Consider the following 26,395-nt stretch of genomic DNA (forward strand, 5'->3'; position numbering starts at 1 on the left):
TAAAGCGCCACCCCGCCTGCGGCGGCCGCGCGGGATGGCATCGCGACTATTGACTATAAAGTGACGGAAGGGACCTTTCACGTGAAGTCTTTGGGCAGGATTCTCCGCAGTGCGTCGGCGCTGTGGCCGTTTTATGTGGGCGTGATCATAACCGCCGTCATCGGCGCGATACTAGCCTTGGTCAGCCCGTTTATGGTGCGTGAGGCCACCGATACCATAGTCGGGGCGGTAGACGGCGGGATCGATGCGTCCGTAGCCTTAAGTTCCGTGCTCATCCTGGCGCTCATCCTTTTCGCCGCGGACGCGTTGAATTCGGTGGTAAACAACATCGGCGGGTACATCGGCGACGTGATGGCCTCCCGGCTGCGCCAGATCCTGTCCACGCGCTACTTCGCCAAGCTGCTGTCCCTGCCGCAGAAATACTACGATGACCAGGTCACGGGCACAATCATCGCCCGCCTGGACCGTTCCATCAATACCATTACCCAGTTCCTCCAGTCCTTTTCCAATAGCTTTTTCACCACGCTGATTCAGGTGATAGCCATCCTGGGCATTACCGCGTGGTACTACTGGCCGCTGGCCGTGCTGCTGGCCGCGCTCTTCCCCACCTTCATGTGGCTCACGGCGCTGACCTCCAAACGCTGGCAGGGCTACGAGAAGGATAAAAACGCGCAGGTTGACCAGGCTAACGGCCGCTTCGCCGAGGTCATTGGGCAGATCAAGGTCTCCAAATCCTTCGCGTCCGAGGTCCGCGAACTAGATAAGTTCGCCAAGCACTACCGCTCCATCGTGGACATCACAAAGCCGCAGTCCCGCTGGTGGCATTCGATGGACACCATCCGTGGCCTGGTCATGGCGGTTATCTTCTTCGGCATCTACGCCCTGATTTTCTGGCGTACGCTGGAGGGCCATTTCACGCTGGGCGACATGGTGATGCTCATTCAGATGGTGGGCATGGCCAAGCAGCCGGTGTTCATGATGAGCTGGATCGTGGACTCCGCGCAACGCGCCATAGCCGGATCCAAGGATTACTTTGAGGTCATGGAGCAGCGCCCCGAGCCGAAGGTAAGTGGGGAGCTGGTGCGGGCCACGGACGCCTCGGACGCGCCCGCGTTGGACCTCACCCCGGCGAAGCCCTTGGAGCAAGCCCCGGCCGGAGACGGGGCGCCCGTCTTCGCCTTCGATGACGTTCACTTCGCCTACGAGGAGGGCAAGCCCGTGGTGGAGGGCATTACCTTCGCCGCCCCCAAGGGGCACAAGGTGGCGCTGGTGGGCGAGTCCGGCGGCGGGAAATCCACGCTGGTCAATCTACTGCTGGGCTTGTACTACCCGTCCTCCGGCACCATGAGCGTGCTGGGGCATAACGTCGCGGATGCGGACGCGGCCAGCCTGCGCGCGTCCGTGGGCGTGGTCTTCCAGGAGCCGTACCTGTTTTCCGGAACCATCAGGGAAAACATCGCCTACGGCAAGCCCGGCGCATCCGACGCCGAGATCGCCTCCGTCGCCCGCCGAGCCAACGCCCACGATTTCATCACCGCCTTCCCCGACGGCTATGACACCGTCATTGGTGAGCGCGGCCTGAAGCTCTCCGGCGGGCAGAAGCAGCGCGTGGCCGTGGCCCGCGCCATGCTCAAGGACGCCCCGGTCCTTGTGCTGGACGAGGCCACCTCCGCGCTCGATACCAAGGCCGAGCGCGCCGTGCAGGCGGGCCTGGACGAACTGATGAAGGACCGCACCACCCTCATCATCGCCCACCGCTTGTCCACCATCGCCAACGTGGATACCATCATCACGCTGGACGAGGGGCGCGTGGATGAGATGGGCTCGCCGGATGAGCTCGCCGTATCCGGCGGAATCTACTCCCAGCTGCTCAAGCTCACGGCCTCATCCTCCGCCGCGGACAGGCGCCGGTTGAAGCGGTTTGGCTTCGTGGCGGATGAAGTTTAATCTGCGCGCGGCCCGGCGGTGTGCCTAAGGTGGTGGGCATGAAATTTCCAAGCGTTGAGACCCTAAAGGACCGAGGCACCCGCAAGTGGACCGTGTATGGAGAAGACGTGCTGCCACTGTGGATTGCCGAATCTGATTTCCCCACCGCCCCGCCGGTGCTGGAGGCCATCCGCCGTCACGTTGAGACCGAGGGCCTTGGCTACACGCCCTCCCCAAAGGTCTCAGGTCTGTCCCCCGCGCTGAGCGAGTTCTACGCCGAGCACTTTGGCTGGCGCCCGGATCCAACGCGGGTGATGTGGATTGGTGACGTGGTGCGCGGCCTGCTGCTGGGCGCGCAGTATTTCACGCGTGAGGATTCCGCTCTCATTGTTCCGGTTCCGTCCTACCCGCCGCTGTTGGAGCTGGCCAAGACCGCCGGGCGCGAGATGATTCAGGTGGACGTCTCCGCCGGGTTCACGGACTCCGTGCTGGATGAGATTGAACGCGCCTTCGCCGCCGGGGCGGGCGCGCTGGTTTTAGCCAACCCCTACAACCCGCTGGGCCTGGTGCTGGAGGAGGATACGCTGCGCCGCCTGGTAGAAATTGCCGCGCGCCACGATGGGCGCATCCTCTCCGACGAAATCCACGCTCCCCTGGTCTTCGATGGCCGCCACACCCCCGTAGCCTCCCTCGGGGAGGATGGCGCCAAGGTGGCCTACACGGTTACCTCCACCTCCAAGGCGTGGAATGTGGCGGGCCTTAAGTGCGCGCAGGTCATCCTGTCCAATCCCGCGGACGTGCAGACCTGGAACAACCTCACCGGCGTGGCCAAGGACGGCACCGGCACGCTGGGTGTCTTTGCCGCGGAGGCCTGCTGGTCCCAGGGCGCTGACTTCCTCGCCGAGGAGGTCGAGTACCTGCGCGCCAACCGCGACTGGCTCTGCGAGGTGCTCCCGCAGAAGATCCCCGGCATCAAAACCACCTGCCCGCAGGCCACATACCTGATGTGGCTGGATTTCCGCGAGACCGCCATCCCGGAACAGGCCAAGGAGCATCCGGCGAAGTGGCTGACGGAGCACGCGAAGGTCGCGCTCAACGAGGGCGTTAGCTTTGGCCCCGGCGGCGCCGGCCACGCGCGCCTGAACTTCGCCACCTCGCGCGAGATCCTGGAAGAGGCCGTGGACCGCCTGGCCCAGGCCATAGGCTGATCCCCGCTAACCGCGCGTCGGAGCGGCGCTCAAGCCGGGCGCGTTCGCTGCTTCACAGCGGCGCCGCGGCGGCAAACGCGCCACATTCTTTGCGTCGCATACGTGCAGGGCCGTACAGTTTCTCACGGAAACTATCCCCCGGCCCAAGGAGATGCACCGCCTGTGTCCTCACCGTCATCGAATACCGCAACACGAACCCATAACCCGGTGGTCACGGTGGTTACCGCGGCGCTGACGTTGTTTTCCATGTTCTTCGGCGCCGGCAACCTCATCTTCCCGCCGATGGTGGGCGTGCAGGCTGGAACCAACTTTTGGCCGGCGGTCCTGGGTTTCCTAGCCGCCGGGGTGCTGCTTCCGGTCCTCGCAATCGTGGCCGTGGCAATCTCCGGCAATAACGTCCGCGATCTAGCCTCCCGCGGCGGCGCCTGGTTTGGCGTTGCCTTTTCCGTACTGGCGTACCTGGCGATTGGCGCCTTCTACGCCCTGCCGCGCACCGGCGCCGTGTCCATGGAAACGGCCATCACCCCGCTTACCGGCTGGGATTCCCAGCTGGCCTCCGGCGCCTTTAATCTGGTCTTCTTCCTGATCGCCCTGGCCTTTGCCTGGAGGCCCAATTCCATCATCGACATCCTGGGGCGCTTTTTGACCCCGGCGCTGGTCCTCTTGCTCTCCGCGCTCATCGCCCTGGCACTGTTTAACTATGACCGCGTGCCGGCCGCGCCCGTCGAGGCCTACGCCGAGTCCCCAATGGCCACCGGCCTTTTTGAGGGCTACAACACCATGGACGCCATCGCCGGCCTGGCCTTTGGCATCGTGGTGATTTCCTCCCTCAAGTCCAAGGGCTTTGGTTCGGGCGGCCACATGGTCCGCGGCACCGTCATCACCGGCCTGATAGCGGGCGTTTTGCTAGCCGCCATCTACCTGGGCCTGGCCTATATGGCCCAGACCATGCCGAACGGGCAATCCTACGAGTCCGGCGCCTTTCTGCTCGCCGATTCCGCCAACATGACCATGGGTACCGCCGGCCAGGCCATCTTCTCCCTCATTGTTCTGCTGGCCTGCCTGACCACCGCCGTGGGCCTTATCTCCGCCACGTCCGAATTCTTTAACTACCTCGTCCCCCGGGTTGCCTACCACGTGTGGGCGGTGGGGTTTACGGCGCTGTCCATCCTCATCGCCTTCCGCGGTTTGGAAGCCGTGCTGGCGGTGGCCGTTCCATTCATCACGTTCCTGTACCCGCCGGCGATTACGCTCATCGTGCTGTCCATCATCCAACCCCTGGTAGCCAGCAGGATGTCCTTCTACTGGACCTACCGCCTGTCACTGTGGACCGCGGTGGTGTGGTCCGCTTTGACCGTCATCTCGGATCAGGGCTGGGGCACCGGCGTTCTGGAGCCGCTGCTGGCGTGGTCCCCGGGCCAGGCCCTGGACCTGGGGTGGGCCGTGCCAACGGCCTGCGCCGCGGTGATTGGCGTAGTGCTCGACGCGCTCTTGAAGACCGGCGCCCGCCGTCACGAGCGGATGGAGGCGTACGCCACCCAGTCCTCTCAAGCGGCGTAGGCTTGTGTGGTTAGACTAACCACGTTCCAAGGAGATGTATGTCTCAGCGCGCAACTTTATCCCTGCTCGATTTCTGCACCGTTTATGAGGGTGAATCCGCTGGCCAATCCATGGCCCGATCCGTGGAATTAGCCCAGCGGGCGGAGAAGCTAGGCTTTAAACGCATCTGGTACACCGAGCACCACAACATGAAGCACATCACCAGCTCCTCCCCGGCCGTGCTCATCGCCCACATCGGCGCACACACGAATACCATCCGCCTGGGCTCCGGCGGCGTTATGCTTCCCAACCACGCCCCGTACGTGATTGCCGAACAGTTTGGCACCCTGGCGGAGCTCTACCCTAACCGCATCGATCTGGGCCTAGGCCGCGCGCCCGGCACCGACATGCAAACGCTGGGCCGGGCGCTGCGCCGCGACCCCAACGCCGCGGAACGCTTCCCACAGGATGTTCAGGAGCTCCAGGCCTTCCTGGGGGATAAGTCGCCAATCCCGGGCGTTACCGCCGTGCCCGGCACGAATACCAATGTGCCCCTCTACATCCTGGGCTCATCCATGTTCGGCGCCTCCCTCGCCGCCAGCCTGGGCCTGCCTTACGCCTTTGCCTCCCACTTCGCGCCGCAGCACCTCAAGGGCGCCACGAGCTACTACCGCAACAACTACCAGCCGTCCGAGCAGTTCCCGGAGCCATACGTGATAGCCGGCGTCAACGTCGTTGCCGGCGATACCGTTGAAGACGCCCAGGCCCGCTTCGAGGACGTCAAGTTCGGCCGCGTCAAGGCCATGGCCGGCCGCGGGAGGTTCCTTACCGATGACCAGGTTCGCCAGATCATGGACTCCTACCAGGGCGCGCAGATCCTGCAAATGCTGGAGTACACCGCGGTGGGCACGGACAAGGAGATCGCCGAGTACCTGGAGCAATTCCAGGAGCATTGCGGCGCCGACGAGCTCATGATCTCCCTCCAGGCCACCAACGCCGAGGACTACCTATCCACCACCGACGTGGTGGCCAAGGCCTGGTTCTAGGCGTTTGGTTCGAGGCGGCTTTAGCGCCCCTTCGCTAATCCACTTCCCACCGTCCCCATCGGGGTGGTGGGTTTTGTTTGTCCGTCTTTGCGGTTGTGTGAGGGTGCGGGCCGCAACCGCTTTAGCCCCACCACGCGTGGCGGGGTACTGCGCGCTGCGCGTGCCGAAATAAGGCCTTGCCCACCCCCATCACCCCCTATTTTATGCCGCGGGACACCAGGGAAAATCCACGCCCTAGGGCGTGCCCGCCGAGCCGTTATCCACACTGCCTTGCCGCGGAGCGCCCTTGGCCAGCGTCAATGCCGCAACCCCGGTGGCGATTGACGATGTGTAGCCTTCACACGGAAATATGACGTCTGATCTTTGCGCGGGTAGCTTGTTAAAATATATGTTAAGCGTTTTATATTCGCTACTCATTAGCTATTCTTTGAATGCTTAACCACGTAGCCCCAGCGGCTTCAGAACTCTTACACACCCATTACGCCAGCACACTCTCGACCACTAACAAGCAGACGCTCTTTCACATTCCGCACCCGGGACTCCCGCCAAATCCCCACGCTGGTTTGGGGGCTCTGTGCGGGTGGTTTCTACTTGAACCACTGGTTTAGAGCAGGGAAGGAAACAAAGGCCCGTGTCTTTGCAGCGCGAACCACAGCGGCACCTCAAGATTGCCGAGTTCCTCAAGGAACAGATCCGCAAGGGGGATCTGGCCCCGGGGGACCAGCTCCCCAGCGAGGCCGAGTTGTGCGCCCAGTTCAACTCTTCCCGCGGCCCAGTGCGCCAGGCGATGGCCGCCCTGCGGGCAGAGGGCGCCATCTCTTCCGGCCGCGGCCGCCGCTCGGTGGTCCTGGGCAATCATCAGGCCGAGACGTTTGAGTCCATCTACTCAGTCACGGAATGGATGAAGCTTCGTGGCTTCAAGGCCGGCCAGCGCACCCTATGGCAAGCCCGCCGCCCGGCGCCGGCGCGCGTAGCCAAGGCGCTAGCGGTAGAGGAAGGTGAACCTATCATCTTCATCCACCGCGTGCGCTACGCCAACAACGAACCCGTCCTGGTTGAACGCCAGTACTTCCCCCTCGAGATTGGCTCCATCGTGCTGCACTTCGATGCGGACGCCGGCTCCGTCCATGACCACCTGGCTGAATCGGGCGTGGATTTTGACAACGTCCGCCGCGAGCTCGTCATCGATCACGCTACGGAGGAAGACGCTGACGCGCTGGGCATCGAGCCCGGCTCCGCGCTGTGGCAGGTGCGCGTGGCCGTTTCTGACCACTCCGGCCGCCCGGTGGAGTACGCGGAAAACCGCTACCGCGCCGATTCCCTGGCCTTTGGGCTATCGTCCGTCCGCGGCGGCACCTCGCCGCTGGAGGTCATGCTGACACACCAGTCCGGCCTACTCGGGGAATCCGGATAACGCGCTGTCCCTCCGGGGGATGTGCTGCTCGGCTAATCTTGCACGCAATCCGTTTCTCCACAGCGCCCCTAGGGGACTACCCTGTTGCTATGAATAAGCGAGCCTTAGGGGCAGCCGCCTTCCTAGCGGCCGGCGCCCTAACCGCCTGCTCCGCAGGACACACGGCCTACGTGCCCACCACCGCCCCGGGAAAATCAGCCAGTTCGGCGGTGGTTTTGGCATCCACCTCACCGGCCAATTCCTTAGATTTCACCACCACCGGCGGCGCCGCCATTCCCGCGGCCTTGATGAGCAACGTTTACGAAACCCTGGTGCGCATCGACCCCGAATCCGGCGAGATAGTCCCCCACCTGGCCACCGGGTGGCGCGTCAACGAGGCCGGCACGGAATACACGTTCGCCCTGCGCGAGGGCGTGAGCTTTAGCGACGGTGCCGCCTTCAACGCCGAAACCGCCGCCTTTTCCATCAATTACGTGCGGGAGAAATGGACCAACGGCCTGAAATCCCAGATGGACGCGGTGGCTGCGGCGGAGGCAATCGGCGAAAACACGCTCAAGGTGACCCTGGCCCGGCCGTCAAATAAGTGGTTGTGGTCAATGGGCACGGTTACCGGCGCCATGATGCACGAGGGCGCCGTGGGTGAGCTTTCCTCCAAACCCGTGGGCACCGGCCCGTTCATGGTGGCCGGATTTAGCCCCAATGAGTTTGTCTCCTTAACCATCAACCCCGATTACTGGGGGAAGGCCCCCGCGCGGGACGTCACCATCCGCTACTTCCCGGACGCCATGAGCGCGGTCAACGCGCTCCAATCCGGCGGCGCGGATATCGTGTGGGCCGTCCAGGCCCCCGAGCTCTTAAGCAACCTGCCGGATGAGTACCGCACCACCGTGGGCACCACAAATGGCGAAGTGGTGCTCTCCATGAACAACCAGGTTGCCCCGTTTGATGATCCGCGGGTGCGCCAGGCAGTGGCCTATGCCGTAGACCGCAATGCGGCCAATGACATCCTGTGGGACGCCGCCGCCACGGATACCGGCGGCGCGCCCGTCCCTCCCACGGACCCGTGGTTTAGCGGCAAGGATTACTACCCTCATGATCCGGACAAGGCCCGCGAACTGCTGGCGGAGGCCGGGGCCACCGGCGCCCATATCACCATCACCGTGCCCACCCTGCCCTACGCGCAGACCATTTCCGAGCTTTTGTACTCCCAGCTGACCGAGGTGGGCTTCGAGGTAGAGCTGGAATCCGCCGAGTTCCCAGCCATGTGGCTGGCCCAGGTCATGGGCGCCAAGGATTACCAGATGTCCATCGTCTCCCACGTGGAACCCCGGGATATCACCACGCTATTTGGCAGCCCTGAGTACTACCTGGGCTATGACTCCCCAACCGTGCGTGACCTGTTTGCCAAGGCAGACACGGAATCCGAGGAGGCCGCCTCCACCCAGCTCATGGGGCGGGCCGTGGATCACATCATGGAGGACATGGGCGCGTTGACGCTGATGAACATGCCGAACATCGTGCTCACCCGAGAGGGCGTCACCGGCGTGCGGCCGGACCAGGTCACAGACGCCATCGAGCTCAGGGACGTAGACTTCACCCCTCGGGCCGGGGGCGATACCAATGACTAGAACGATTCTGGGCCTTGCGCTCCGGTTCGTGGGCACCCTGGTGGTGGCCAGCGTGATTATCTTCGCGCTCATGCGCGCGGTGCCGGGCAACCCGGCGCGCGTGGCCCTAGGCGTCAACGCCACCGAGGAGGCCGTGGCGGAGCTGAGCACCCAGCTGGGGCTGGACCGCCCGCTTGTCACCCAGTACTTCGAGTGGGTCGGCGGCCTGCTCACCGGCAACCTGGGCATGTCCCTGGCCTCCCAGGCGGATATCACGGCCACGGTGCTAGACCGCGCGCAGGTCTCACTCATCCTGGTGCTCAGCGCCCTGCTGCTGGCCTTGGCCGGCGCCATCCCGGCGGGGGCGTGGTTGGCGCGCCGCCACGGCAGCGCGCCCGCGACCATTGTGTCGGCGGGCACGCAGGTTGGCATCGCCATCCCCAGTTTCCTGGTGGGCATCGTGCTGGTGGCATTCTTCGCGGTGGGCCTTGGTTGGCTGCCGGCCAATGGCTGGGTGCCGCCCAACGCGGACTTCGGCCAGTTTCTGCGCCACCTCATACTGCCGGTGATTTCCTTGGCCCTGGTCCAGGGCGCCATGCTCACGCGCTACGTGCGCTCCTCCGTACTGGAGATCCTGGATACGGACTTTATTCGCACTTCCCGCGCACTGGGCCAGTCGGAGCGCGGCGCGCTCATTCGCCACGGCCTTCGCAATGCCGCCCTGCCGGTGATTACGGTAGCCGGCGTGCAGCTGACCACTCTTGTGGTGGGCGCGGTGGTCATCGAGGCGGTGTTCGTCATCCCGGGCATGGGTTCCATGCTCTTAGATGCCGTTTCCGTGCGTGATCTCACCACCGTCCAAACGCTCATCATGTTGCTGGTGGCGTTCACCCTGGCCGTCAACCTGCTCACGGATCTTGCCTACCGCCTGGTGGATCCGCGCCTGCGCGCCCAAGGAGGCCGCCGATGACTTCGATTCAAACCTGGCCGGGGCACTGGTTCCGGCGCCTGCCCGCCACCGGCTGGGTGGGGCTCATCCTGGTCACGATCACGGTGGCCGCCGCCGTCGTTTCGCTGGTGTGGACCCCTTACGATCCCCACCACGCCATCCCCGCGGAGCGGCTGCTTGGCCCCGGCTCCAGCCACCTGCTAGGCACGGACCGCTTCGGCCGCGACGTGCTCTCCCGGCTGATGGCCGGGGCGCGGATCACCGTATTCGTCGGGCTCGTGGCCGTGGCCATCGCCGCGGCGATTGGGGTCCCGGCGGGCATTTTTGCCGGCATGCGCCGCGGATCCTGGGTAGACCACCTCATCATGCGCGCGGCGGATCTTATGCTGGCGTTTCCGGCGCTGCTCATGGCGATTATCGCCGGCGCGGTGTGGGGACCGTCCACGCTCACGGCCATGCTGGCCATCGGCGTGGCGGGCATCCCCTCTTTCGCCCGCGTGGCCCGGTCCGGCACGCTGCAGGTCATGACGCAGGATTACATCCGTTCCGCACGCGTCTCCCGCGTCCCCGGATGGCTTATAGCCTGGCGCCACGTGCTGCCTAATATCGGCGCGCTGGTCATCGTGCAGGCATCCGTGTACTTCGCGTTGGCCATTCTCGCCGAGGCGGGCCTGTCCTACCTCGGTCTCGGCTCCGCCCCACCGTCCGCCTCGTGGGGGCGCATGCTCCAGGACGCGCAGACGTTGCTGGGCACCCAGCCGTGGCTGGTCGTGTGGCCGGGCACCGCGATCGCCGGCACGGTTTTAGGTTTCAATCTGCTGGGAGACGGCATCCGGGATCTCATCGACCCGCGCCTGGCCCGCGGCGGAAAGGTAGACGCGTAAATGAGCATGTTGACTGTCACGGATTTGCGCGTGGGCGCACCCCTCGGCGGCCAGGGCGCAGAGATCCTGCACGGGGTTTCCTTCGCCCTGGAGCCCGGCACGCGCCTGGGCCTTATCGGCGAGTCCGGTTCCGGCAAGTCGATGACCGCGCTGGCCATCATCGGCCTGCTCGGCGCCGGACTGGAGGCCAGCGGGTCGGTCCGCCTGGACGACCGGGAGCTACTTAGCCTCGATGACCGCGAGATGCGCCGCCTGCGCGGCAAGCGTATAGCCATGGTCTTCCAGGAGCCCATGAACGCCCTGGATCCGCTCATGCGCGTGGGCAAGCAGCTCGAGTTTGCCATCCCTCCATCCAGCGATGCCACCGTGGATACCCTCATGGAATTGGTCTCCCTGGACGCGGCGCTGGCCACGCGCTTCCCGCATGAGCTTTCCGGCGGCCAGCGCCAGCGCGTCATGATCGCCATGGCCATGGCCGGTGACCCCGACGTGCTCATCTGCGATGAGCCCACCACCGCACTGGATGCCACCACGGAGGCGGGCGTGCTGGAGGTCATCGATGAGCTGGTCGCCACACGCGGCACCGCACTATTGTTCATCTCCCATGACTTGCACGTCGTGGCCCGCCTGTGCCCCCAGGTGGCCGTGATGCGCCAGGGGGAGATCGTGGAAACCGGCGCCACCTCCACCGTGCTGGCGGCCCCGCAGCACCCCTACACCCAGGCGCTCGTGGACGCCGCCCGCCCCGGTAGGGCAGCCGCCCCCACCGCGGCCGACGGCCCCGCCGCCATCACCATCCGCGATCTCAGCGTCGCCTTCGGCCCGGTCACCGCGCTTGCAGGCGTCAACCTTCGCGTCGCGCGCGGCCAGCGCGTGGGCGTGGTGGGCGGTTCGGGTTCGGGCAAGACCACCCTGCTCAACATCGTCGCGGGCCTAAGCTCCCCCACGTCTGGCACCGTGGAGGTAAATGGGCGCGTGCAGATGGTCTTCCAGGACCCGCAGGGCTCGCTCAACCCGCGCCTGCCCATCTGGAAGACCATCGCCGAGGGCCTCCCCGGCCGCACTCCCAAGGCGCGGGCGCGCGAGCTGGTGGGCCGGGTGCTGGGGGACGTCGGGATTGAAAGCGCGGCGATGGACCGCTACCCGCACGAATTCTCCGGCGGCCAGCGCCAGCGCATCTCCATCGCGCGCGCCGTGATCGGCGAGCCGGACATCCTTTTGGCCGATGAAGCCGTCTCCGCCCTGGACGTCTCCGTGCGCGCCCAGATCCTCGAGCTGCTCGAGCAACTGGCGGACAAATACGGCCTCACGCTGGTCTTCGTCACCCACGACCTGCCGGTTATCCGCCGCATCTGCTCCGACGTCGCCGTCATGGCCTCCGGCCGCATAGTCGAGGCCGGACCGGTCTCACAGGTCTGGGACAACCCGCAGCATGAATACACCAAAGCGCTACTCGACGCGGCCCACCTGGCGCCGCCTAGCGAAGATGTAACCGGTCGATGACCCGATAGCGCGGCCCGCCGCCGCGCCGGGTCCGCTGGAAATGGGGCGGCGATTTAGCGAATCACGAGTCCTTCGGCGAAAGCAGCCGCGAGCCATCGAGCAGGTGTTCTTCGGGGACCTCGAAAATCTCGTAAGCCTCGAGCGCGTCATGGGAAGGCGCACCATGGGATGCGCCGGGAGTATCTGGCGGATTCATCAGGCACCTCGCTGTAGTTGACGCTGGCGGCGCACAGGCGGCCGCCTGGTGACGATGGTAACCCATCACGCGGTTTTTCGCGTATGCGCCGTTTGGCATGCGGGCGCCTTTGCCGAATAATGAAGCGTTCAACTCAATACGTTTTAATTTAAGGAATTCAAAGTGTCTGATTCCCGGGACGCGTACCAAGCGTCCTTGCACAAAACTGACAAGCCCACCGCGGTGGGCCTGTACCCCCACGATATGCACCCCGGGTTGGTTCCCGGCATCGGGGTGGATGAACAGCGCAACCGCTTTGGCCTAGACAGGGTCATCTTCGGCGTCACCGCAGTGCTCATCGTGGGGTTTATTATCTGGGGCATCTCCAGCCCCGGCTCCGTATCCTCCGCGTCCTCCGCGGCCTTCGGCTGGGCGATGACCAACGCCGGCTGGCTGCTGAACATCTCGATGAACGCCGCGCTGGCGGCCGTGGTGGTCATCGCCTTCTCGAAGCTTGGCCGCATCAAGCTGGGCACCGATGATGAGGAGCCAGAGTTCAGCTACTTCTCCTGGGTGGCCATGATGTTCGCCGCCGGGATCGGCGTGGGCCTGTTTTTCTACGGCCCCTCCGAGCCCTTGAGCTTCTTCCTATCCCCTCCACCGGAGACCGCCGAGCCGGGCACGGTGGGCGCGCTGCACCAGGCCATGGCGCAGGCCAACTACCACTGGGGCCTCCACGCCTGGGGCGCCTACGCCTTCGTGGGCGCGGCGATTGGGTATTCCTGCTACCGCAAAGGCCGCGTGCCGCTGATTTCCTCGATCTTCGCGCCCCTGTTCGGGTCCAAGGGCACCGATGGCGCGCTGGGCAAGGTCATCGACATCCTCGCGCTGATCGCCACCCTCTTCGGCACCGCGACGTCACTGGGACTGGCCGCCATTCAGATTGGCAAGGGCGTGGAGATAGTCTCCGGTTGGGGCAGGCTGGGCAACAACGTACTCATCGTGATCATCGCCGTGTTGTCCGTGGGCTTTATCATCTCGGCCGTCTCCGGCGTCTCCCGCGGCATCCGCTACCTGTCCAATATCAATATCACCCTCACGCTGGCCATGGTGGCGTTCGTGTTCCTCGCGGGACCCACGCTTTTGCTACTCAACCTGCTGCCTTCCGGCATCTTTGTCTACATCGACCAATTCTTCCCCATGATGTCCAAGTCCCTATCCTGGGGACCGGAGACCGTGGAATTCCAGTCCTACTGGACCGCGTTCTACTGGGCGTGGTGGGTCGCCTGGACCCCCTTCGTCGGCATGTTCTTGGCCCGCATTTCCCGCGGCCGTACGCTGCGCGAGTTCATCTTAGTCACCGCGCTTGCGCCATCGCTCATCCTGATCGCGTCCTTTACCATCCTCGGTGGCACGGCCATTGAGTTCTCCCGCGGCGGCATAACGGAGTTTGACGGCACGCGTGATAACCAGACGGTGCTCTTTGCTTTGTTCGATAACCTGCCGCTGGCGCAGGTGACCCCGGTAATCCTGATGGTGGTCCTGTCCATCTTCTTCATCACCTCCGCGGACTCCGCGTCCGTGGTCATGGGCACCATGAGCTCCAAGGGGGATCCAACCCCAAACAAGTTCGTGGTTGTCTTCTGGGGCCTGTGCATGATGGGCATCGCCGTGGTGATGCTGCTGACCGGCGGCGAAGAGGTGCTCACCGGCCTGCAAAACCTCACCATCCTCTCCGCGCTGCCGTTCTCCGTGGTGCTCATCGTGATGATCGTGGCTTTCATCAAGGACCTGCGCAGCGACCCAATGTTCATCCGCAGCGAATACGCCCGCGCCGCCGTGCAAAATGCTGTGGTTCGCGGCCTGGAAGAGCACGGTGATGACTTCGAGCTGGCCGTGGAACACGCCGAGGACGGCCGCGGAGCCGGCGCCGATTTTGACTCCTCGGCGGGCCGCTACACCGAGTGGTACCAGCGCACCGATGAAGAGGGCAAAAACGTCGATTATGACTTCGAGACCGGCGAGTGGGCCGACGGCTACGAGGATCCGTCCGCCTCTTCCGGCGATACCCGCCGCCCGGAGGATAAAATCTAGCCCATGACTATGACCCAGACGGTCGCCCAGCTCCCCGAGGAAGCCGTGCTAGAAGGCGCGACGCTTACCGAACAGCACCTCATCGATCACGAGTTCCTCCTCCAAGGCTCCCCACTGGCCTTCGACACGCCCATGCCGCTGGTGCTGGTGGGCCTGGGAGTCCTGCTCACGGTGACGGGTCTTTTGGCCGTCCAGTTCCGCACGGCCACCCCCGGCGCGGCGCTTGCCGCGCTCCTACCCGCCCCGTTCCTGCTGGCGGCCAAGCACATCTGGATGATCATCGATGTGTCCGCTAGGTATGATTTTCCCGGCGTGGCCGGGTATGTGGCCCGCAATTACACAGAGTACTGGAGCAGCCAATCCATCGCGCTGGCAGTCCTCGCGGCGTTGGCCATTATCAACGCGGTCATAGTCCTGGTGCGCATGCGCCGGGAGTCCCGGGGGCGTTCCTAGCCGCGCCGAGCCTCGAGCACCGCTATCACGATGTGAATGCGGCTCGGGGCTTCTAGTTTTTCCATGATGTGCCTAACGTGAGTTTTGACCGTGGTGGGCGAGATAAATAAGCGGGCGGCGATCTCGGTATTCGTCAACCCTTGGGCAATGAGCTCTGCCGTTTCCCGCTCGCGCTCGCTGAGGCGTGCAAGCCCAGGATGGGTCCCGCCTGTCCCCACCGGCCTTTGCGGGGAGTTGCTCACCTGCGCCATCAGCTTGTCCACCACCCCGGGGCTTAACAATTGCTGACCGGCGGCCGCCGCCTTGATGGCCGCCACCAGGGCCTCCGGCGGGGTGGATTTGAGCAAGAACCCCACGGCCCCGGCGCGCAGGGAGCGGACGATGAACTCATCCGTGTCGAAGGCGGTGAGCATAATGACGGGCGTGCGCTGGTCCAATGCCTGCGCGGACGCAAGGGCCTGAACCGCGGCAATGCCATCCATGACGGGCATGCGGATGTCCATGAGCACCACGTCGGGGCGCAGCCGGTTAATCAATGCCACGCCCTCGCGCCCGTTTGCTGCCTGGCCCACTACTTCAATGCCGTCCGCACCGTCAATGAGCAGCGCAAGGCCGGAGCGCATCAGCTCCTCATCATCGACTAAAACAACCGTGGTCCTACCCATGGCGCGCGGCCCCTTCCTGGCTGGATGGATACGGCAGGTCTAAGCTCCACGCGAATTCCCCGCCCGCCGAGTCCTCAACTCGGAACGTGCCGCCGTTGAGCCGGGCGCGCTCCGCGATGCCGGAAAGCCCCAGTTGGCTGCCGCCAGCCGCAACCGGCGACTCGGGCAGCGCGTTAGACATCCGCACGCTCACGCGGCCGGCGCCGCCGGCGAATTCCAGGCGCACCGGCTGCCCCGGCGCGTGCTTGCGGGCGTTGGTCAGGCCCTCCTGAACCGCGCGGGCAAGTGCCTGCGTGGCCAATGTCTCCAACCGAGGGATCTCCCCGGCCACTTCCACCCGGCCGCCCGCCGCGCGGTGTTCCTCCAGCAGCTCCTCCACGCCGAGCAGCGGCGCGGTCTCCTGGAGCGCACTCAAGACTTGGCGCAGGTCGTTCACCGCGGCCTGGGCCTCATCGCGGATGGTCCCGGCCGCCGCCGCGGCCTTCACGCGCGGCAGGTCCTCACGGTACGCCAGCGCGCCGGCATGCAGCGCAATCAGGCTTAAGCGGTGGGAGAGGCTATCATGCATGTCGCGCGCGATGCGCTCACGCTCAGCCACGCGCGCGGCGTCCTCTCGCGCGCGCATCTGCTCCCGCGTGAGGCGCGCCTCTGCTTCAAGGCGGGCTTGGCGCTCGCGGCGGCGGCCCCGGGCTGTGCCGATGAGCATCGCCGGGATGACCACAACGGGAAACCCCAACGGAGTCAACGGATCATATTCCCGCGTGGCAAAGTGCCACAGCAGCGCCTCAACGGCAAAGGAACCGGCAAGGCACGCGGTGGCCGCGGTGCTCCATAGCGTCGTGCGGCGCCCAAATGCGGACACCAGCGCAACCAAGGCGGCGGGGATTGCGAAGTAGGAAAAGCCGCACAGCGCCACCACGCACGCCGCGGTGAGGCTGCGGCGCGTTCCGGGGTAGTCCGGGTCAGCCTCCTCCGGCACGTGGTTAAGCGCCCACGGCAAGCCCATGGCGGCCACCACTCCGGCGATGATCATCAGCGCGATGAAAACGGCATAGCGGTCCTCCGCCTCCGCGTGCGCCAGAGCCCCGGTGACGGTATCCAGGTCCAAGGACACGCCCACAATCCCTATGAGTAGGCCCACCGCCGCGCACCCCGCGGTGATGCCCCATTCACGCATCCCGGGCCTCGCTGAATTAGTCATGTCCTCCACAATGCCTTCTTAATTCCTCCCGCGCATCCTCCCCAGGGAGGATTTCCCGCCCGCGTATTTCATCCCTGGGGCCGATTCGGCGGCCGCCCCGTCCGGGGAAGGTTGAAGCCATGAGTATTCCATTTCATCGACTTGCCCGCACCACCCGCATCAACCCGGCGAAGCCGGCGCGCTGGTGGCATTCACTCGCCGAGGTCCTAGTTTTTATTCTGGCCGGCCTCGTGCTCGCGAACTTGTGGTATCGCGCCTCCCTTGCGCTTGCGGATTCCTTCGGGGTGCCGCGCGCCACGCTCAACTCGTCCGAGGCAACCCACCCCCTCGGCCTCGTCGATCTCACCATGTACATCATCATCATGATGCCGGCCGCTTTGATCGCCGCGCGCCTGGGCGGCAGGCGCATCGCGGGATTTACGTGGTCCGTGGCCGGCCGCATCCGGTGGTCCTGGCTGTGGCGCAGCGTGCCGCCGGTCCTGGCGGTCTACCTGGTCTACTGCGCCGTGGCCATCTTCACCGGGGACAACGGCGCTGTCCACATCGACCGGGGCGCGCTTGTGATGCTGGTCGTTATCTTTGCCCTGATTCCCCTGCAGGCCGCCGCGGAAGAGGTGGTGTTCCGGGGCTGGCTGCCCCAGCTGCTGGGCACATGGATCCGCAACCCGTTGGTCCCCTACCTAGTCAGCCTGCCGATCTTCATGGCGGGGCACGAGTACGGGTTCAAGGGGCAGATCGATATTGCAATCTTCGCCACCTGCGCCGCGGCATTGACGCACTACACCCGAGGCCTTGAGGCCGCCATTATCCTCCATACGGCGGGCAATCTCACCGCGTTTGGGCTGGAGACCATTGGAGTCTTTGAGTCCGCCACGTCCGACGCGGGCTTCGCGTGGTCTTCCGTGGTGGGCTCGGCCATCGCGACCGTAGCCGCGACGCTGCTCCTGTTAAGGCTCTCTACTCTCCGGCTTGAGTCCCCGGGGACTGGGCCTCGCCCGGGTGCCGCGCAGCCTGGCGCGCCGCGCGAGTCTGAGGGGACGGATGCTCTTGCTCGGTAGCCAGGCGCTCGAAGGCCACGGCCGCCAGCGCGGCGGCCTGGTCGCCCAGGATGCGGTCATCGAAGCGGGCCAGCGGCGAGTGGTTCCACTCGCGCTGGTTCTCCGGCGTATTAGGGTTGGCCGTGCCCAGCCACATGAAGGTGCCGGGCACCTGGGCCAGCACGTAGCCAAAGTCCTCCGAGGCCATCATCGGCGCCTCGAACGGCATCACGTTCTCCGCGCCGAACATGGCCGACCAGACGTTCGCCGCGAAGCGATTCTCCCGGTCATTGGTCTTGGTGGTGGGATACAGCATCTCGAAGTCCACCTGCGCGGAACAGCGATGCGCGGCGGCGATATTGGAGGAGACCTCCGTGATGACCTGGCGGACGTGGTCAATCTGCTCATCGCGCAGCACGCGCACGGTAGCGCCCAGGGAGGCGCGGTCCGGGATGGCGTTAAACGCTCCGTCGCCGGCCCAAAGGTTAGTCACCGTGATCACCACCGGGTCCAAAGCGTCGAAGCGGCGGGTCACGGCGGTTTGCAACGAAGTGACAATCTCGCACAACGCGGCTACCGGGTCCACGGCGTCATGCGGGCGGGAACCGTGACCGCCCTTGCCGAAGACCGAGATGGACAGGTTGGAGCTCGACGCCATCAGCGGGCCAGAGATGTAGTGGAACGTGCCGTAATCCTGCGGGCCCACGTGGATGCCGTAGGCCGCGACCGGCCGGCGACCGGCGGCGTCCAGCACGCCCTCCTCGATCATCGGCGCCGCGCCTCCCGGGCCCTCCTCGCCCGGCTGGAACATGAAAATCACGTCACCGGCTAGTTCCTCGCGGTACCGGCAGAGGATTTTCGCGGCCCCCACCAGTCCCGCGGTGTGCAGGTCGTGGCCGCAGGCGTGCATGTATTCGTTGACGGACGCAAACGGGTCACCGGTGCGCTCATGCACGGCCAGCGCGTCCATGTCCGCGCGCAGCAGCACGGACGCCGGGTGATCCCCGCGTTGTCCTCCGCGCAGCACGGCCACCACGGAATCGAGGTCCTGGCCGGTGGTAATCTCCAGCGGCAGGCCGGCCAAGGCTTCGAGCACCTTAGCCTGCGTACGGGGCAGCTCCAGGCCGATCTCGGGATGCTGATGCAAATCCCTGCGCATCTCCTGCATTTCCGGCAGAAGTTCGGCGGCGGCCTCGCGGAATACCTGCGCGGAGGAACCAGCCTCCAGTTTCACGGACGTCACCGGCAGCGGCGGCAGCGCCTGGCCCTGGCGATTTTTGGGGGCGGGCCGCTGACCTACTCTGGCAGTCTGGTGGATCCGGCCGGGCCCTGCCGACCTGCGGCCGGCGACCGGCACGGGCGGGGTGGTTGACTCTGGATACTGCGGGGTGGTCATAGAAGAATCAGTCCTGAATTAAGGTCTAGGGAGTCTCAACGCGTTTTGCCCATTTTAATGGAAACGCCCGGGACGTTTATTCAAAGCCGTGGATTATTTGAAGTACCCTGTCCCAGTTACCCCGGTACCCCGCGTCGAAGGAGCATCAATGGCAGTGGGACATTCTCGCCGCGAAAAGGCCTTAGCGGTGGGGTTTGCCTTTGTGGCCGGTTTCGCCGACTCCCTAGGCTTTATGTTCCTAGGCGGGATGTTTTTGTCCTTCATGTCAGGCAACGTCACCCGCATGGCCGTGTCCTCCATCGAGGGCCACCCAGAGCTTGCGGTACTGGCCGCCTCGTGCGTGGGCGCCTTCCTCTTCGGCGTGATCGAGGGGGCCTTTGTCCGCCGCTGGGCGCTGCGCACCGCCCGCAGGGACTGGGTCCGCGAGATAGTCATGGCAAACATGTGCGTGCTCTTTGTCATCTCCTGCCTCCTGCTGGCCATCGGCCTGCCGAGGATCGCCATGGTCACCCTCGGCGCCGGCATTGGCTCCATGAACTCCATCTTCGAGCGCGGCGGCGAGGTCTCCATCCCCCTGACGTATATGACCGGCACACTGGTAAAGATGGGCCAGCACGTCGCGGACCTGTTCTTCGGCGGCACCCACGCGGCGTGGCTGCAGCACTTTGTCATGGTGGTGGGGCTGACAGCCGGCGCCTTCCTGGGCGGTTTTAGCTACCTGCGATTTGGGCTGGATTCCCTCTACATCGCCACGGCACTGGTCATAGCCTTGACCGTTTTTACCTTCATCTGGCGGGCCCGGGCCCGCCACGGCAGCCGCGGGCCCACCATCCGCCGGGTGCACACGGAACCGGCCTAAAGATTCGGCCGGGCGGGGTTGGCGGCCCTAATCGTCGCCGTCGGTGGACAGCGCGGCCACGAAGGCTTCCTGCGGCACGTTCACGGAGCCGATTGCCTTCATGCGCTTTTTGCCTTCCTTCTGCTTCTCGAGCAGCTTGCGCTTACGGGAAATATCGCCGCCGTAGCACTTGGCAAGCACGTCCTTGCGCATGGCGCGGATGTTCTCGCGGGAGATGACCTTGGAGCCAATCGCCGCCTGGACCGGCACCTCAAACTGCTGGCGCGGGATGAGCTCCTTGAGCTTCTTGGTCATCTTGTTGCCGTACCAATTGGCGTTGTCGCGGTGGACAATCGCTGAGAATGCGTCCACCGGCTCGCCCTGGAGCAGGATGTCCACCTTCACCAGGTCGGAAACCTGCTCGCCGGCCTCCTCGTAGTTAAGCGAGGCATAGCCCTTGGTGCGGGATTTGAGCATGTCGAAGAAGTCGAAGATGATCTCGCCAAGCGGCATGGTGTAGCGCAGCTCCACGCGATCCTCGGACAGGTAGTCCATGCCGCCCATCTGGCCGCGCTTTTGCTGGCACAGTTCCATCGTTGGGCCTACGAACTCCGAAGGCACAATGATGGTCATCTTGACGATCGGCTCGTAGACCTCATTGATCTTGCCGCCCGGCCAGTCCGAGGGATTGTGCACCACCTGCTCAGAACCATCCTCCTTAACCACGCGGTACGTCACGGATGGGGCGGTGGAGATCAGGTCCAGGTCGAACTCGCGCTGCAGGCGGTCGCGGGTGATTTCCATGTGCAGCAGGCCCAAAAAGCCGCAGCGGAAACCAAACCCGAGGGCCACCGAGGTCTCCGGCTCCCAGGTCAGGGAGGCGTCATTAAGCTGGAGTTTTTCCAGCGCGTCGCGCAGGTCGGGGAAATCCGCCTGGGAGATGGGAAACAGCCCGGAGTACACCATGGGCTTAGGGTCGGCGTAGCCCTTCAAGGGCTGCTCGGCTCCGTTGGACGCCCAGGTAACCGTGTCGCCCACCTTGGTCTCACGGACGTCCTTCACGCCGGTAATCAGGTAGCCAACCTCGCCCGGGCCGAGGCCCTTGCAGGGGGTGGGGGTTGGGGATACCACGCCAATCTCGAGGATTTCGTGGTTGACGCCCGTGTTCATCATCTTGATCTTCTGGCGCGGGGTGAGTTTTCCGTCCATCATGCGGATGTAGGTAACCACGCCGCGGTAGGTGTCATACACCGAGTCGAAGATCATGGCGCGCGCGGGCGCATCCACGCCGGCCTCATCGGCGGGCGCCGGGATGAGCTCCACGACCTTATCCAGCAGTTCTTCCACGCCCTCACCGGTCTTGCCGGAGACGCGCAGCACGTCTTCTGGCTCGCAGCCAATGATGTGGGCAACCTCGAGGGCGTACTTCTCCGGGTCCGCGGCGGGCAGGTCAATCTTGTTGAGGACCGGGATGATCTCCAGGTCGTTTTCCATGGCCATGTACAGGTTGGCCAGGGTTTGGGCCTCGATGCCCTGGGCGGCGTCGACCAGCAAAATTGCGCCCTCACACGCCTCCAGCGCGCGGGAGACCTCATAGGTAAAGTCCACGTGCCCTGGGGTGTCAATCATCTGCAGGACCATCTGCTCACCGGCGTGGGTGCCGGTACGTGGGACCCACGGCAGGCGCACGTTCTGCGCCTTGATGGTGATGCCGCGCTCGCGCTCGATGTCCATGTTGTCCAGGTACTGATCGCGCATATCGCGGGCGTCAACAACCTGGCTCAGCTGGAGGATACGGTCCGCCAGGGTGGACTTGCCGTGGTCGATGTGGGCGATAATGCAGAAGTTACGGATGCGGGAAGGCTCCGTGAACGTCTCGATCGCGTAATTCTTGGCCATACGGGTTGGACCACACCTTTCTAGATATTGCTCGCCCTGACTTTACCGCATGAACACCGTATGACCACCATGCGGTAAGCAGGGGCGTTAGTATGGTGTGCATGACCAACGCAGGCAACACCGGCCGGGGCTCGAACGGGCCTTTAGCGACGCTGCTGCGCGCGTTTGGAATCGAGCATAAACAGCCGCTTGAGCTGGGCCTAACCCGAATCAACGAGCGCTTGGGGCTCAGCGGGCCCAAAACCACTATCGAGCGCCGCAAGGCCGCGCCCATCCGGGTGGAACGCACCGAGGATCATCCCCGCTCCATCCTGTTCTCGCCGGACATCGACGGCCAGGCGGACTCCGGTGAGGTGGTCTGGGTCTGGGCCCCCACCGATGGCCCCGACTCACTCCCCCACGAACGCGCCGTGCTAGTCATTGCGCGCAACCGTTCCAACGTTTTGGGCCTGCTCATCTCACCCAATCCAACGCACGAGGAGGAAGACTGGTGGCTGGAGATTGGATCCGGCGAGTGGGATGAGACCGGCCGCCAGTGCTGGGTCCGCCTGGACCGGGTGCTCGAGATTTCCGAGGAAGACGTGCGCCGCCGCGGAATCCTCTTTCCGCAGCGCCGCTTCGAGCGCATCGCCAACCGCCTGCGCATGGTCTACCACTGGGCGTAGAACCGCGGGCCGCCATTGTTGCTATTTGCCCAGCGCATTTGGTAGTCTTTGCGGGTTGCAAATTCTCCGGGCGCGGTAGCCGGGACGGTCAGGACCTTGGGTCCGTCCTTAGAACGTTACCGCCGCGGCTGGCACGACCGGCCAGGACATGTCCTGGGGGATTTCAGCTCAATCATTTCTTCGATTACTAAGAGGTAAATTTCGATGGCAAACATCAAGTCCAAGCAGAAGCGCATCATCACCAACGAGAAGGCACGCCAGCGCAACAAGGCTGTTCGTTCCGCCGTTCGCACCGAGATACGCAAGTTCCGCGCCGCTGTAGAGGCTGGCGACAAGGCTGCTGCTGAGGCTCAGCTCCGCGTTGCTTCCCGCGCACTGGACAAGTCCGTTTCCAAGGGCGTGTTCCACCGCAACAACGCAGCTAACAAGAAGTCCGGTATGGCTTCCGCTCTGAACAAGATGGACTAATCCCCGCCTTGTCTTGGCGCGATGGGCTCCTCCCCTCCCCGGGGCGGGGCCTATTTTTATGCCCTGGCCCATCCGCCCCAATCGAACGGACGTGCGGGGCAATACCGGGGCCGGTCCGGCCGCCCGCTAAGATGGTGAGGCGATGAATAACGTTAAGCCACTGGTGAAATGGGCGGGCGGAAAGCGCCAGCTCTTACCGCAGATCCACGCCGCCCTCCCGCCGGAAGGCTACGGGCGGTTCTTCGAACCATTCCTGGGCGGCGGCGCCGTGCTATTTTCACTGCAGCCGGGGCGCGCCGCGGTCAATGATCTCAATAGTGAGCTGATAAACCTCTATGAGGTGGTCCGGTCCGATGTTGACGGGCTCATCGAGCTGCTCCAGTCTTACCCGTTCGATGAGGATTTCTTCTACGAGCTACGCGCGCTGGATCGCAGCGAGGATTACGCGAAGCTGACCGCGGTGCAGCGCGCCGCGCGCATGCTGTATCTCAACCGGACCTGTTATAACGGCCTCTACCGCGTCAATGCGGCCGGCCAGCTCAACGCGCCGTGGGGCCGCTACAAAAACCCCACCATCTGCGACGTTCCCACGCTGCGCGGGGTCAGCGAGTACCTCAACGGCAATGAGGTCTTTTTCCTCAACGGGGATTACGCCGCCGCCGTTGCCGACGCCGCCTCCGGCGATTTTGTCTACTTCGACCCGCCCTACGATCCCGTAAACGAAACGTCCAATTTCACCGGTTATGCGGCCGGCGGCTTCAACCGCTCGGAGCAGGAGCGGCTCAAGCGAGTCTGTGATCTACTTGATGCCCGCGGAGTCAAGTTCATGCTTTCTAACTCTGCGACGGATTTCATCCGTGACCTGTACTCGGACTACACCGTGGAGATAGTCGGCGCCACGCGAGCCATCAATTCGAAGGCCTCGAGGCGCGGCAAAGTGGATGAGGTCTTGGTGCGTAATTATGAGCTTTAACCCCGACTCGGACGAAGCGGCGAAACTGCGCGCCGCCTTTGGTGCCCCGGCAGAACTCGGCGTCAATGATTACGGTTGGCTGAGGGTTTTCGCGCGCCAGGAATACTCGGACGCGTTGAAGCGGGATGGCCATTTTGTGATCACGGCCAAGGAATTAAAGCGACTCTCCGGCCGCGAGCCGCGACTGATGGCAAAGCACGATTGGTCCGAGGCGCGCCCCTGGATCTTCAAAAAGCTCGGCCTTTCCATGCTCGCGGTGCGCCGCGATACCTACCTCGTGGGCCGGTTTAATCTCTACGCCGGATTCCCAGACCTGACCGGCCCGGTGCGGGAAAGGTCCACCCCGGAGGGCATCGAGTCCCTGGACTTTGGGGCGATTACCTCGGAGGCCACGGCGCTCAACGCCGCCGGAATCGCGGGAATCTTTGAGGACTTCTTAGGCTGCGGGCGGCTTCAGGCCACGGTGTCGGGGCGCATGTCCTCGGGGACAATCCCGCTGAAGATGGGCACCTTGGACGTAAACGTAGAGCGCGCGCAGATGGAAATCGACGCCGGCCTGGAATCCCCCGAGCTGCTGTGCCTGGTCGAGGCCAAAAATTCCATCAATGATGACTTCAACATCCGCCAGCTCTACTACCCGTGGGCCCGCTTCCAGGCGCAGATGTCCAAGCCCGTGGTGCCGGTGTACCTGGTCTATTCCAACGGCGTCTTCCACCTCTACAGGTTCGAGTTCCGGGACGCAGCCGATCCGCGCAGCATCCACTTCGTGGACGGCGCGCGCTACGCACTTACGCCCAATTTGTTGGACGAGGCCGCGCTGCGCGAGATTCTAGAGACCACCGCGCCCGGCCCAGAACCGGAAGGCGTACCGTTCCCGCAGGCAGATTCCTTCGAACGCGTGATCAACCTCTGCGAGCTCGCCGCCGAGGCCCCGTTGACCATGGATGACATCTGGAGCCACTACGGCTTTGTGGAGCGCCAGGCGCGCTACTACTCGGACGCGGCGAAGTACCTGGGCTTCATGGCCCGCACCGAGGACGGCGCGTTCACCCTCACCGACGCCGGCCGCGCCGTCTTCGAGCGACCAGACCGCAACGCCCGCAACCGCGGCATCATCACCGCTCTCGCCAGCCGCGCCACGTTCCACACTGTCCTGCGCGAGAGCCTCGCGGCCGGAACCCTGGCGGGCAAGGACGCGGTATTCGCTGCGATGACCGCGGCGCAGGTTCGAGGATCGCGCGGTAAGGCCGTGGGTGATTCCACCCGCTTGCGTCGGGCCGGAACCGCCAGGGCTTGGGCGGAATGGGCCTGGCGCACCGTGCACGAACAGCAGCTGGACATGCCGTAGGGGAGGTTATCCACAGATTTGCCGCCCGGGCCCGGTAACGCTTGCCACGGTCGCTAAAGCGCGTTTAGCGTGAGGGTATGACTTTGCAAACGTACTTTGGTATCCGCGCCCGCGGCCTCGAGCTGGTGGCGCAGGCTGAGGGCGTGCCCAAGTCAGATCTGGTGGGCTGGGGGGCTTCACCGGACGAGGCGGATGAGCTTCTGGGCCTGTTCGCCGTGTACTTCGGGGATACGCCGTACACCGTTATCCAGGCCAAGGCCCGGCGCACGGACCACGGCTACTTCGACCTGCTGCGCATCGAGCGGCACGTCAAGAAGGTCAAGCACGCGTTGAAGCGGTGGAAGCTTCGCCGGACGCTGTGCGAGACGCCGGCGCACATGATTGACTCCGTGGCCAGGGCCGAATTGGCGAAGCTGAAAAAGCCCAAGAAGGATCCGGAGTTCGGCGTGGCCATCCGGCGCTACGAGAGATACCGCCAGATTGTGATAACCGGCGCGCCACTGACCATGGAAAGCTTCTGGCAGACCCAGGACGGCAGCATCGAACGCTTCGAGAACACCGTCTTCGATGGGGTGGGCGCGCCCTCCGTGGCCGTCAACATGATAGTCACCCTTGACCAGCATGACCAGATTGTGGACGGCGACGGTGAGGAAATCACGCTTCGCACCACCAACGGCGCGACGATGACGGGCGCGCAATACCTCAACATGCGACTGGCAGAACACGGATACGTGCTTCTAGTTCACCCGGTGGAGGGCAAGTGCAATCTCTACCGCACGCAGCGCTTCGCCAATCCGAAGCAGAGGCACGCGGCGTCCATCATGAATCCCACGTGCTCCACGCCCGGGTGCCGCAAACCCGCCACCGAATGCCAGGTGCACCACGTGGTCGCCTATAAAAACGGCGGGGATACCAACATGAACTCCACCGTCATGGCCTGCGGGTATCACAACGGCGTCAACGGCGATGACCCGGACTTTACCCCGCGTGGGCGGATGGAGATCGCCGCCGGGATTGGCGCGTGGCGCCCGCCATGGGGCGGGCCTCTGCTGTTCAACGAATCGGCCTTCCGCTTCCCAGCCGCCGCGAAAATCTCCTAACCGGCCG

At 64.5% G+C, this 26,395-nt stretch carries 23 protein-coding genes; 18 read left to right on the plus strand and 5 right to left on the minus strand.

Going from position 1 to position 26,395, the window contains the following annotated elements:
* Window positions 1-81 precede the first annotated feature (81 nt).
* From CENDO_RS08440 to CENDO_RS08480, 9 genes are all read left to right on the plus strand, one after another.
* Complete coding sequence (locus CENDO_RS08440) at window positions 82-1,947, plus strand: ABC transporter ATP-binding protein (protein ID WP_136141634.1); 1,866 nt, start codon at window positions 82-84, stop codon at window positions 1,945-1,947.
* 38 nt (window positions 1,948-1,985) lie between these two features.
* Window positions 1,986-3,134 carry a MalY/PatB family protein gene (locus CENDO_RS08445; RefSeq protein WP_136141635.1) on the plus strand — a complete coding sequence of 383 codons (1,149 nt, stop codon included), beginning with the start codon at window positions 1,986-1,988 and terminating at the stop codon, window positions 3,132-3,134.
* A gap of 162 nt (window positions 3,135-3,296) precedes the next feature.
* Entirely contained in the window at window positions 3,297-4,694 is a 1,398-nt protein-coding gene (gene brnQ / locus CENDO_RS08450; RefSeq protein WP_246014245.1) for a branched-chain amino acid transport system II carrier protein, read from the plus strand.
* 38 nt (window positions 4,695-4,732) lie between these two features.
* On the plus strand, window positions 4,733-5,719 hold the full coding sequence (locus CENDO_RS08455) for an LLM class flavin-dependent oxidoreductase (protein ID WP_136141636.1): 987 nt from the start codon (window positions 4,733-4,735) through the stop codon (window positions 5,717-5,719).
* A 631-nt stretch (window positions 5,720-6,350) separates the two neighbouring features.
* A complete protein-coding gene (locus tag CENDO_RS08460) occupies window positions 6,351-7,133 on the plus strand; it encodes a GntR family transcriptional regulator (protein WP_136141637.1) in 783 nt (260 codons plus the stop codon).
* A gap of 89 nt (window positions 7,134-7,222) precedes the next feature.
* Window positions 7,223-8,761, plus strand: a complete 1,539-nt coding sequence (locus tag CENDO_RS08465) for an ABC transporter substrate-binding protein (RefSeq protein WP_136141638.1) — start codon at window positions 7,223-7,225, stop codon at window positions 8,759-8,761.
* Window positions 8,754-9,710, plus strand: coding sequence for an ABC transporter permease (locus tag CENDO_RS08470; RefSeq protein ID WP_136141639.1), 957 nt, complete (start codon window positions 8,754-8,756; stop codon window positions 9,708-9,710). Before CENDO_RS08465 ends, CENDO_RS08470 begins: the two co-directional genes overlap by 8 nt.
* Entirely contained in the window at window positions 9,707-10,573 is an 867-nt protein-coding gene (locus CENDO_RS08475) for an ABC transporter permease (RefSeq protein WP_136141640.1), read from the plus strand. The genes CENDO_RS08470 and CENDO_RS08475 overlap by 4 nt, the downstream gene beginning before the upstream one ends.
* Window positions 10,574-12,076 carry an ATP-binding cassette domain-containing protein gene (locus CENDO_RS08480; protein ID WP_136141641.1) on the plus strand — a complete coding sequence of 501 codons (1,503 nt, stop codon included), beginning with the start codon at window positions 10,574-10,576 and terminating at the stop codon, window positions 12,074-12,076.
* Between the two features lie 61 nt (window positions 12,077-12,137).
* Here the strand turns inward: CENDO_RS08480 and CENDO_RS11350 are convergent, their stop codons facing one another.
* A complete protein-coding gene (locus CENDO_RS11350; protein ID WP_281276124.1) occupies window positions 12,138-12,272 on the minus strand; it encodes a hypothetical protein in 135 nt (44 codons plus the stop codon).
* 243 nt (window positions 12,273-12,515) lie between these two features.
* Here CENDO_RS11350 and CENDO_RS08485 point away from each other — a divergent pair, with 243 nt between their 5' ends.
* Complete coding sequence (locus CENDO_RS08485; protein WP_136142228.1) at window positions 12,516-14,345, plus strand: BCCT family transporter; 1,830 nt, start codon at window positions 12,516-12,518, stop codon at window positions 14,343-14,345.
* A gap of 3 nt (window positions 14,346-14,348) precedes the next feature.
* On the plus strand, window positions 14,349-14,798 hold the full coding sequence (locus CENDO_RS08490; protein ID WP_136141642.1) for a hypothetical protein: 450 nt from the start codon (window positions 14,349-14,351) through the stop codon (window positions 14,796-14,798).
* Here CENDO_RS08490 and CENDO_RS08495 read toward each other — a convergent pair.
* Together CENDO_RS08495 and CENDO_RS08500 are read right to left on the minus strand one after the other, a co-directional pair.
* On the minus strand, window positions 14,795-15,463 hold the full coding sequence (locus CENDO_RS08495) for a response regulator (protein ID WP_136141643.1): 669 nt from the start codon (window positions 15,461-15,463) through the stop codon (window positions 14,795-14,797). The genes CENDO_RS08490 and CENDO_RS08495 overlap by 4 nt on opposite strands.
* A complete protein-coding gene (locus CENDO_RS08500; protein WP_136141644.1) occupies window positions 15,456-16,664 on the minus strand; it encodes a sensor histidine kinase in 1,209 nt (402 codons plus the stop codon). Before CENDO_RS08500 ends, CENDO_RS08495 begins: the two co-directional genes overlap by 8 nt.
* Window positions 16,665-16,783: 119 nt before the next feature.
* Between CENDO_RS08500 and CENDO_RS08505 the strand changes: the two genes are divergently transcribed.
* On the plus strand, window positions 16,784-17,722 hold the full coding sequence (locus CENDO_RS08505) for a CPBP family intramembrane glutamic endopeptidase (protein WP_136141645.1): 939 nt from the start codon (window positions 16,784-16,786) through the stop codon (window positions 17,720-17,722).
* Here CENDO_RS08505 and CENDO_RS08510 read toward each other — a convergent pair.
* Entirely contained in the window at window positions 17,622-18,869 is a 1,248-nt protein-coding gene (locus CENDO_RS08510) for a M20 metallopeptidase family protein (protein WP_425456222.1), read from the minus strand. The two genes, CENDO_RS08505 and CENDO_RS08510, sit on opposite strands and share 101 nt — an antisense overlap.
* A 376-nt stretch (window positions 18,870-19,245) precedes the next feature.
* Between CENDO_RS08510 and CENDO_RS08515 the strand changes: the two genes are divergently transcribed.
* On the plus strand, window positions 19,246-19,956 hold the full coding sequence (locus CENDO_RS08515; RefSeq protein ID WP_136141647.1) for a YoaK family protein: 711 nt from the start codon (window positions 19,246-19,248) through the stop codon (window positions 19,954-19,956).
* A 27-nt stretch (window positions 19,957-19,983) separates the two neighbouring features.
* Here the strand turns inward: CENDO_RS08515 and lepA are convergent, their stop codons facing one another.
* Entirely contained in the window at window positions 19,984-21,834 is a 1,851-nt protein-coding gene (lepA, locus tag CENDO_RS08520; protein ID WP_136141648.1) for a translation elongation factor 4, read from the minus strand.
* A gap of 101 nt (window positions 21,835-21,935) precedes the next feature.
* On the opposite strand from lepA, the gene CENDO_RS08525 reads away from it, so the two are divergent.
* From CENDO_RS08525 to CENDO_RS08545, 5 genes are all read left to right on the plus strand, one after another.
* Window positions 21,936-22,499: a type II toxin-antitoxin system PemK/MazF family toxin gene (locus CENDO_RS08525; RefSeq protein ID WP_136141649.1), complete on the plus strand. Its 564-nt coding sequence runs from the start codon at window positions 21,936-21,938 to the stop codon at window positions 22,497-22,499.
* A gap of 204 nt (window positions 22,500-22,703) precedes the next feature.
* Complete coding sequence (gene rpsT / locus CENDO_RS08530; protein WP_136141650.1) at window positions 22,704-22,967, plus strand: 30S ribosomal protein S20; 264 nt, start codon at window positions 22,704-22,706, stop codon at window positions 22,965-22,967.
* Window positions 22,968-23,109: 142 nt separating this feature from the next.
* Window positions 23,110-23,940: a DNA adenine methylase gene (locus CENDO_RS08535; protein WP_136141651.1), complete on the plus strand. Its 831-nt coding sequence runs from the start codon at window positions 23,110-23,112 to the stop codon at window positions 23,938-23,940.
* Window positions 23,930-25,288: a type II restriction enzyme gene (locus CENDO_RS08540; protein ID WP_246014248.1), complete on the plus strand. Its 1,359-nt coding sequence runs from the start codon at window positions 23,930-23,932 to the stop codon at window positions 25,286-25,288. Before CENDO_RS08535 ends, CENDO_RS08540 begins: the two co-directional genes overlap by 11 nt.
* Before the next feature lie 77 nt (window positions 25,289-25,365).
* On the plus strand, window positions 25,366-26,388 hold the full coding sequence (locus CENDO_RS08545; RefSeq protein WP_136141652.1) for an HNH endonuclease signature motif containing protein: 1,023 nt from the start codon (window positions 25,366-25,368) through the stop codon (window positions 26,386-26,388).
* Window positions 26,389-26,395: the final 7 nt, after the last annotated feature.

Source organism: Corynebacterium endometrii (genome assembly GCF_004795735.1).
GTDB classification, from domain to species: Bacteria; Actinomycetota; Actinomycetes; order Mycobacteriales; family Mycobacteriaceae; genus Corynebacterium; species Corynebacterium endometrii.

What these genes read in the sequence shown, in the direction of transcription:
- CENDO_RS11350 (WP_281276124.1), bottom strand. Translation starts at nt 12,272, where the DNA reads ATGAATCCGCCAGATACTCCCGGCGCATCCCATGGTGCGCCTTCCCAT.
- CENDO_RS08465 (WP_136141638.1), top strand. Translation starts at nt 7,223, where the DNA reads ATGAATAAGCGAGCCTTAGGGGCAGCCGCCTTCCTAGCGGCCGGCGCC.
- CENDO_RS08490 (WP_136141642.1), top strand. Translation starts at nt 14,349, where the DNA reads ATGACTATGACCCAGACGGTCGCCCAGCTCCCCGAGGAAGCCGTGCTA.
- CENDO_RS08505 (WP_136141645.1), top strand. Translation starts at nt 16,784, where the DNA reads ATGAGTATTCCATTTCATCGACTTGCCCGCACCACCCGCATCAACCCG.
- CENDO_RS08485 (WP_136142228.1), top strand. Translation starts at nt 12,516, where the DNA reads ATGCACCCCGGGTTGGTTCCCGGCATCGGGGTGGATGAACAGCGCAAC.
- CENDO_RS08455 (WP_136141636.1), top strand. Translation starts at nt 4,733, where the DNA reads ATGTCTCAGCGCGCAACTTTATCCCTGCTCGATTTCTGCACCGTTTAT.
- CENDO_RS08545 (WP_136141652.1), top strand. Translation starts at nt 25,366, where the DNA reads ATGACTTTGCAAACGTACTTTGGTATCCGCGCCCGCGGCCTCGAGCTG.
- lepA (WP_136141648.1), bottom strand. Translation starts at nt 21,834, where the DNA reads ATGGCCAAGAATTACGCGATCGAGACGTTCACGGAGCCTTCCCGCATC.
- CENDO_RS08500 (WP_136141644.1), bottom strand. Translation starts at nt 16,664, where the DNA reads ATGACTAATTCAGCGAGGCCCGGGATGCGTGAATGGGGCATCACCGCG.
- CENDO_RS08535 (WP_136141651.1), top strand. Translation starts at nt 23,110, where the DNA reads ATGAATAACGTTAAGCCACTGGTGAAATGGGCGGGCGGAAAGCGCCAG.
- rpsT (WP_136141650.1), top strand. Translation starts at nt 22,704, where the DNA reads ATGGCAAACATCAAGTCCAAGCAGAAGCGCATCATCACCAACGAGAAG.
- CENDO_RS08480 (WP_136141641.1), top strand. Translation starts at nt 10,574, where the DNA reads ATGAGCATGTTGACTGTCACGGATTTGCGCGTGGGCGCACCCCTCGGC.
- CENDO_RS08540 (WP_246014248.1), top strand. Translation starts at nt 23,930, where the DNA reads ATGAGCTTTAACCCCGACTCGGACGAAGCGGCGAAACTGCGCGCCGCC.
- CENDO_RS08515 (WP_136141647.1), top strand. Translation starts at nt 19,246, where the DNA reads ATGGCAGTGGGACATTCTCGCCGCGAAAAGGCCTTAGCGGTGGGGTTT.
- CENDO_RS08525 (WP_136141649.1), top strand. Translation starts at nt 21,936, where the DNA reads ATGACCAACGCAGGCAACACCGGCCGGGGCTCGAACGGGCCTTTAGCG.
- CENDO_RS08445 (WP_136141635.1), top strand. Translation starts at nt 1,986, where the DNA reads ATGAAATTTCCAAGCGTTGAGACCCTAAAGGACCGAGGCACCCGCAAG.
- CENDO_RS08510 (WP_425456222.1), bottom strand. Translation starts at nt 18,869, where the DNA reads ATGCAGGAGATGCGCAGGGATTTGCATCAGCATCCCGAGATCGGCCTG.
- CENDO_RS08495 (WP_136141643.1), bottom strand. Translation starts at nt 15,463, where the DNA reads ATGGGTAGGACCACGGTTGTTTTAGTCGATGATGAGGAGCTGATGCGC.
- CENDO_RS08475 (WP_136141640.1), top strand. Translation starts at nt 9,707, where the DNA reads ATGACTTCGATTCAAACCTGGCCGGGGCACTGGTTCCGGCGCCTGCCC.
- CENDO_RS08470 (WP_136141639.1), top strand. Translation starts at nt 8,754, where the DNA reads ATGACTAGAACGATTCTGGGCCTTGCGCTCCGGTTCGTGGGCACCCTG.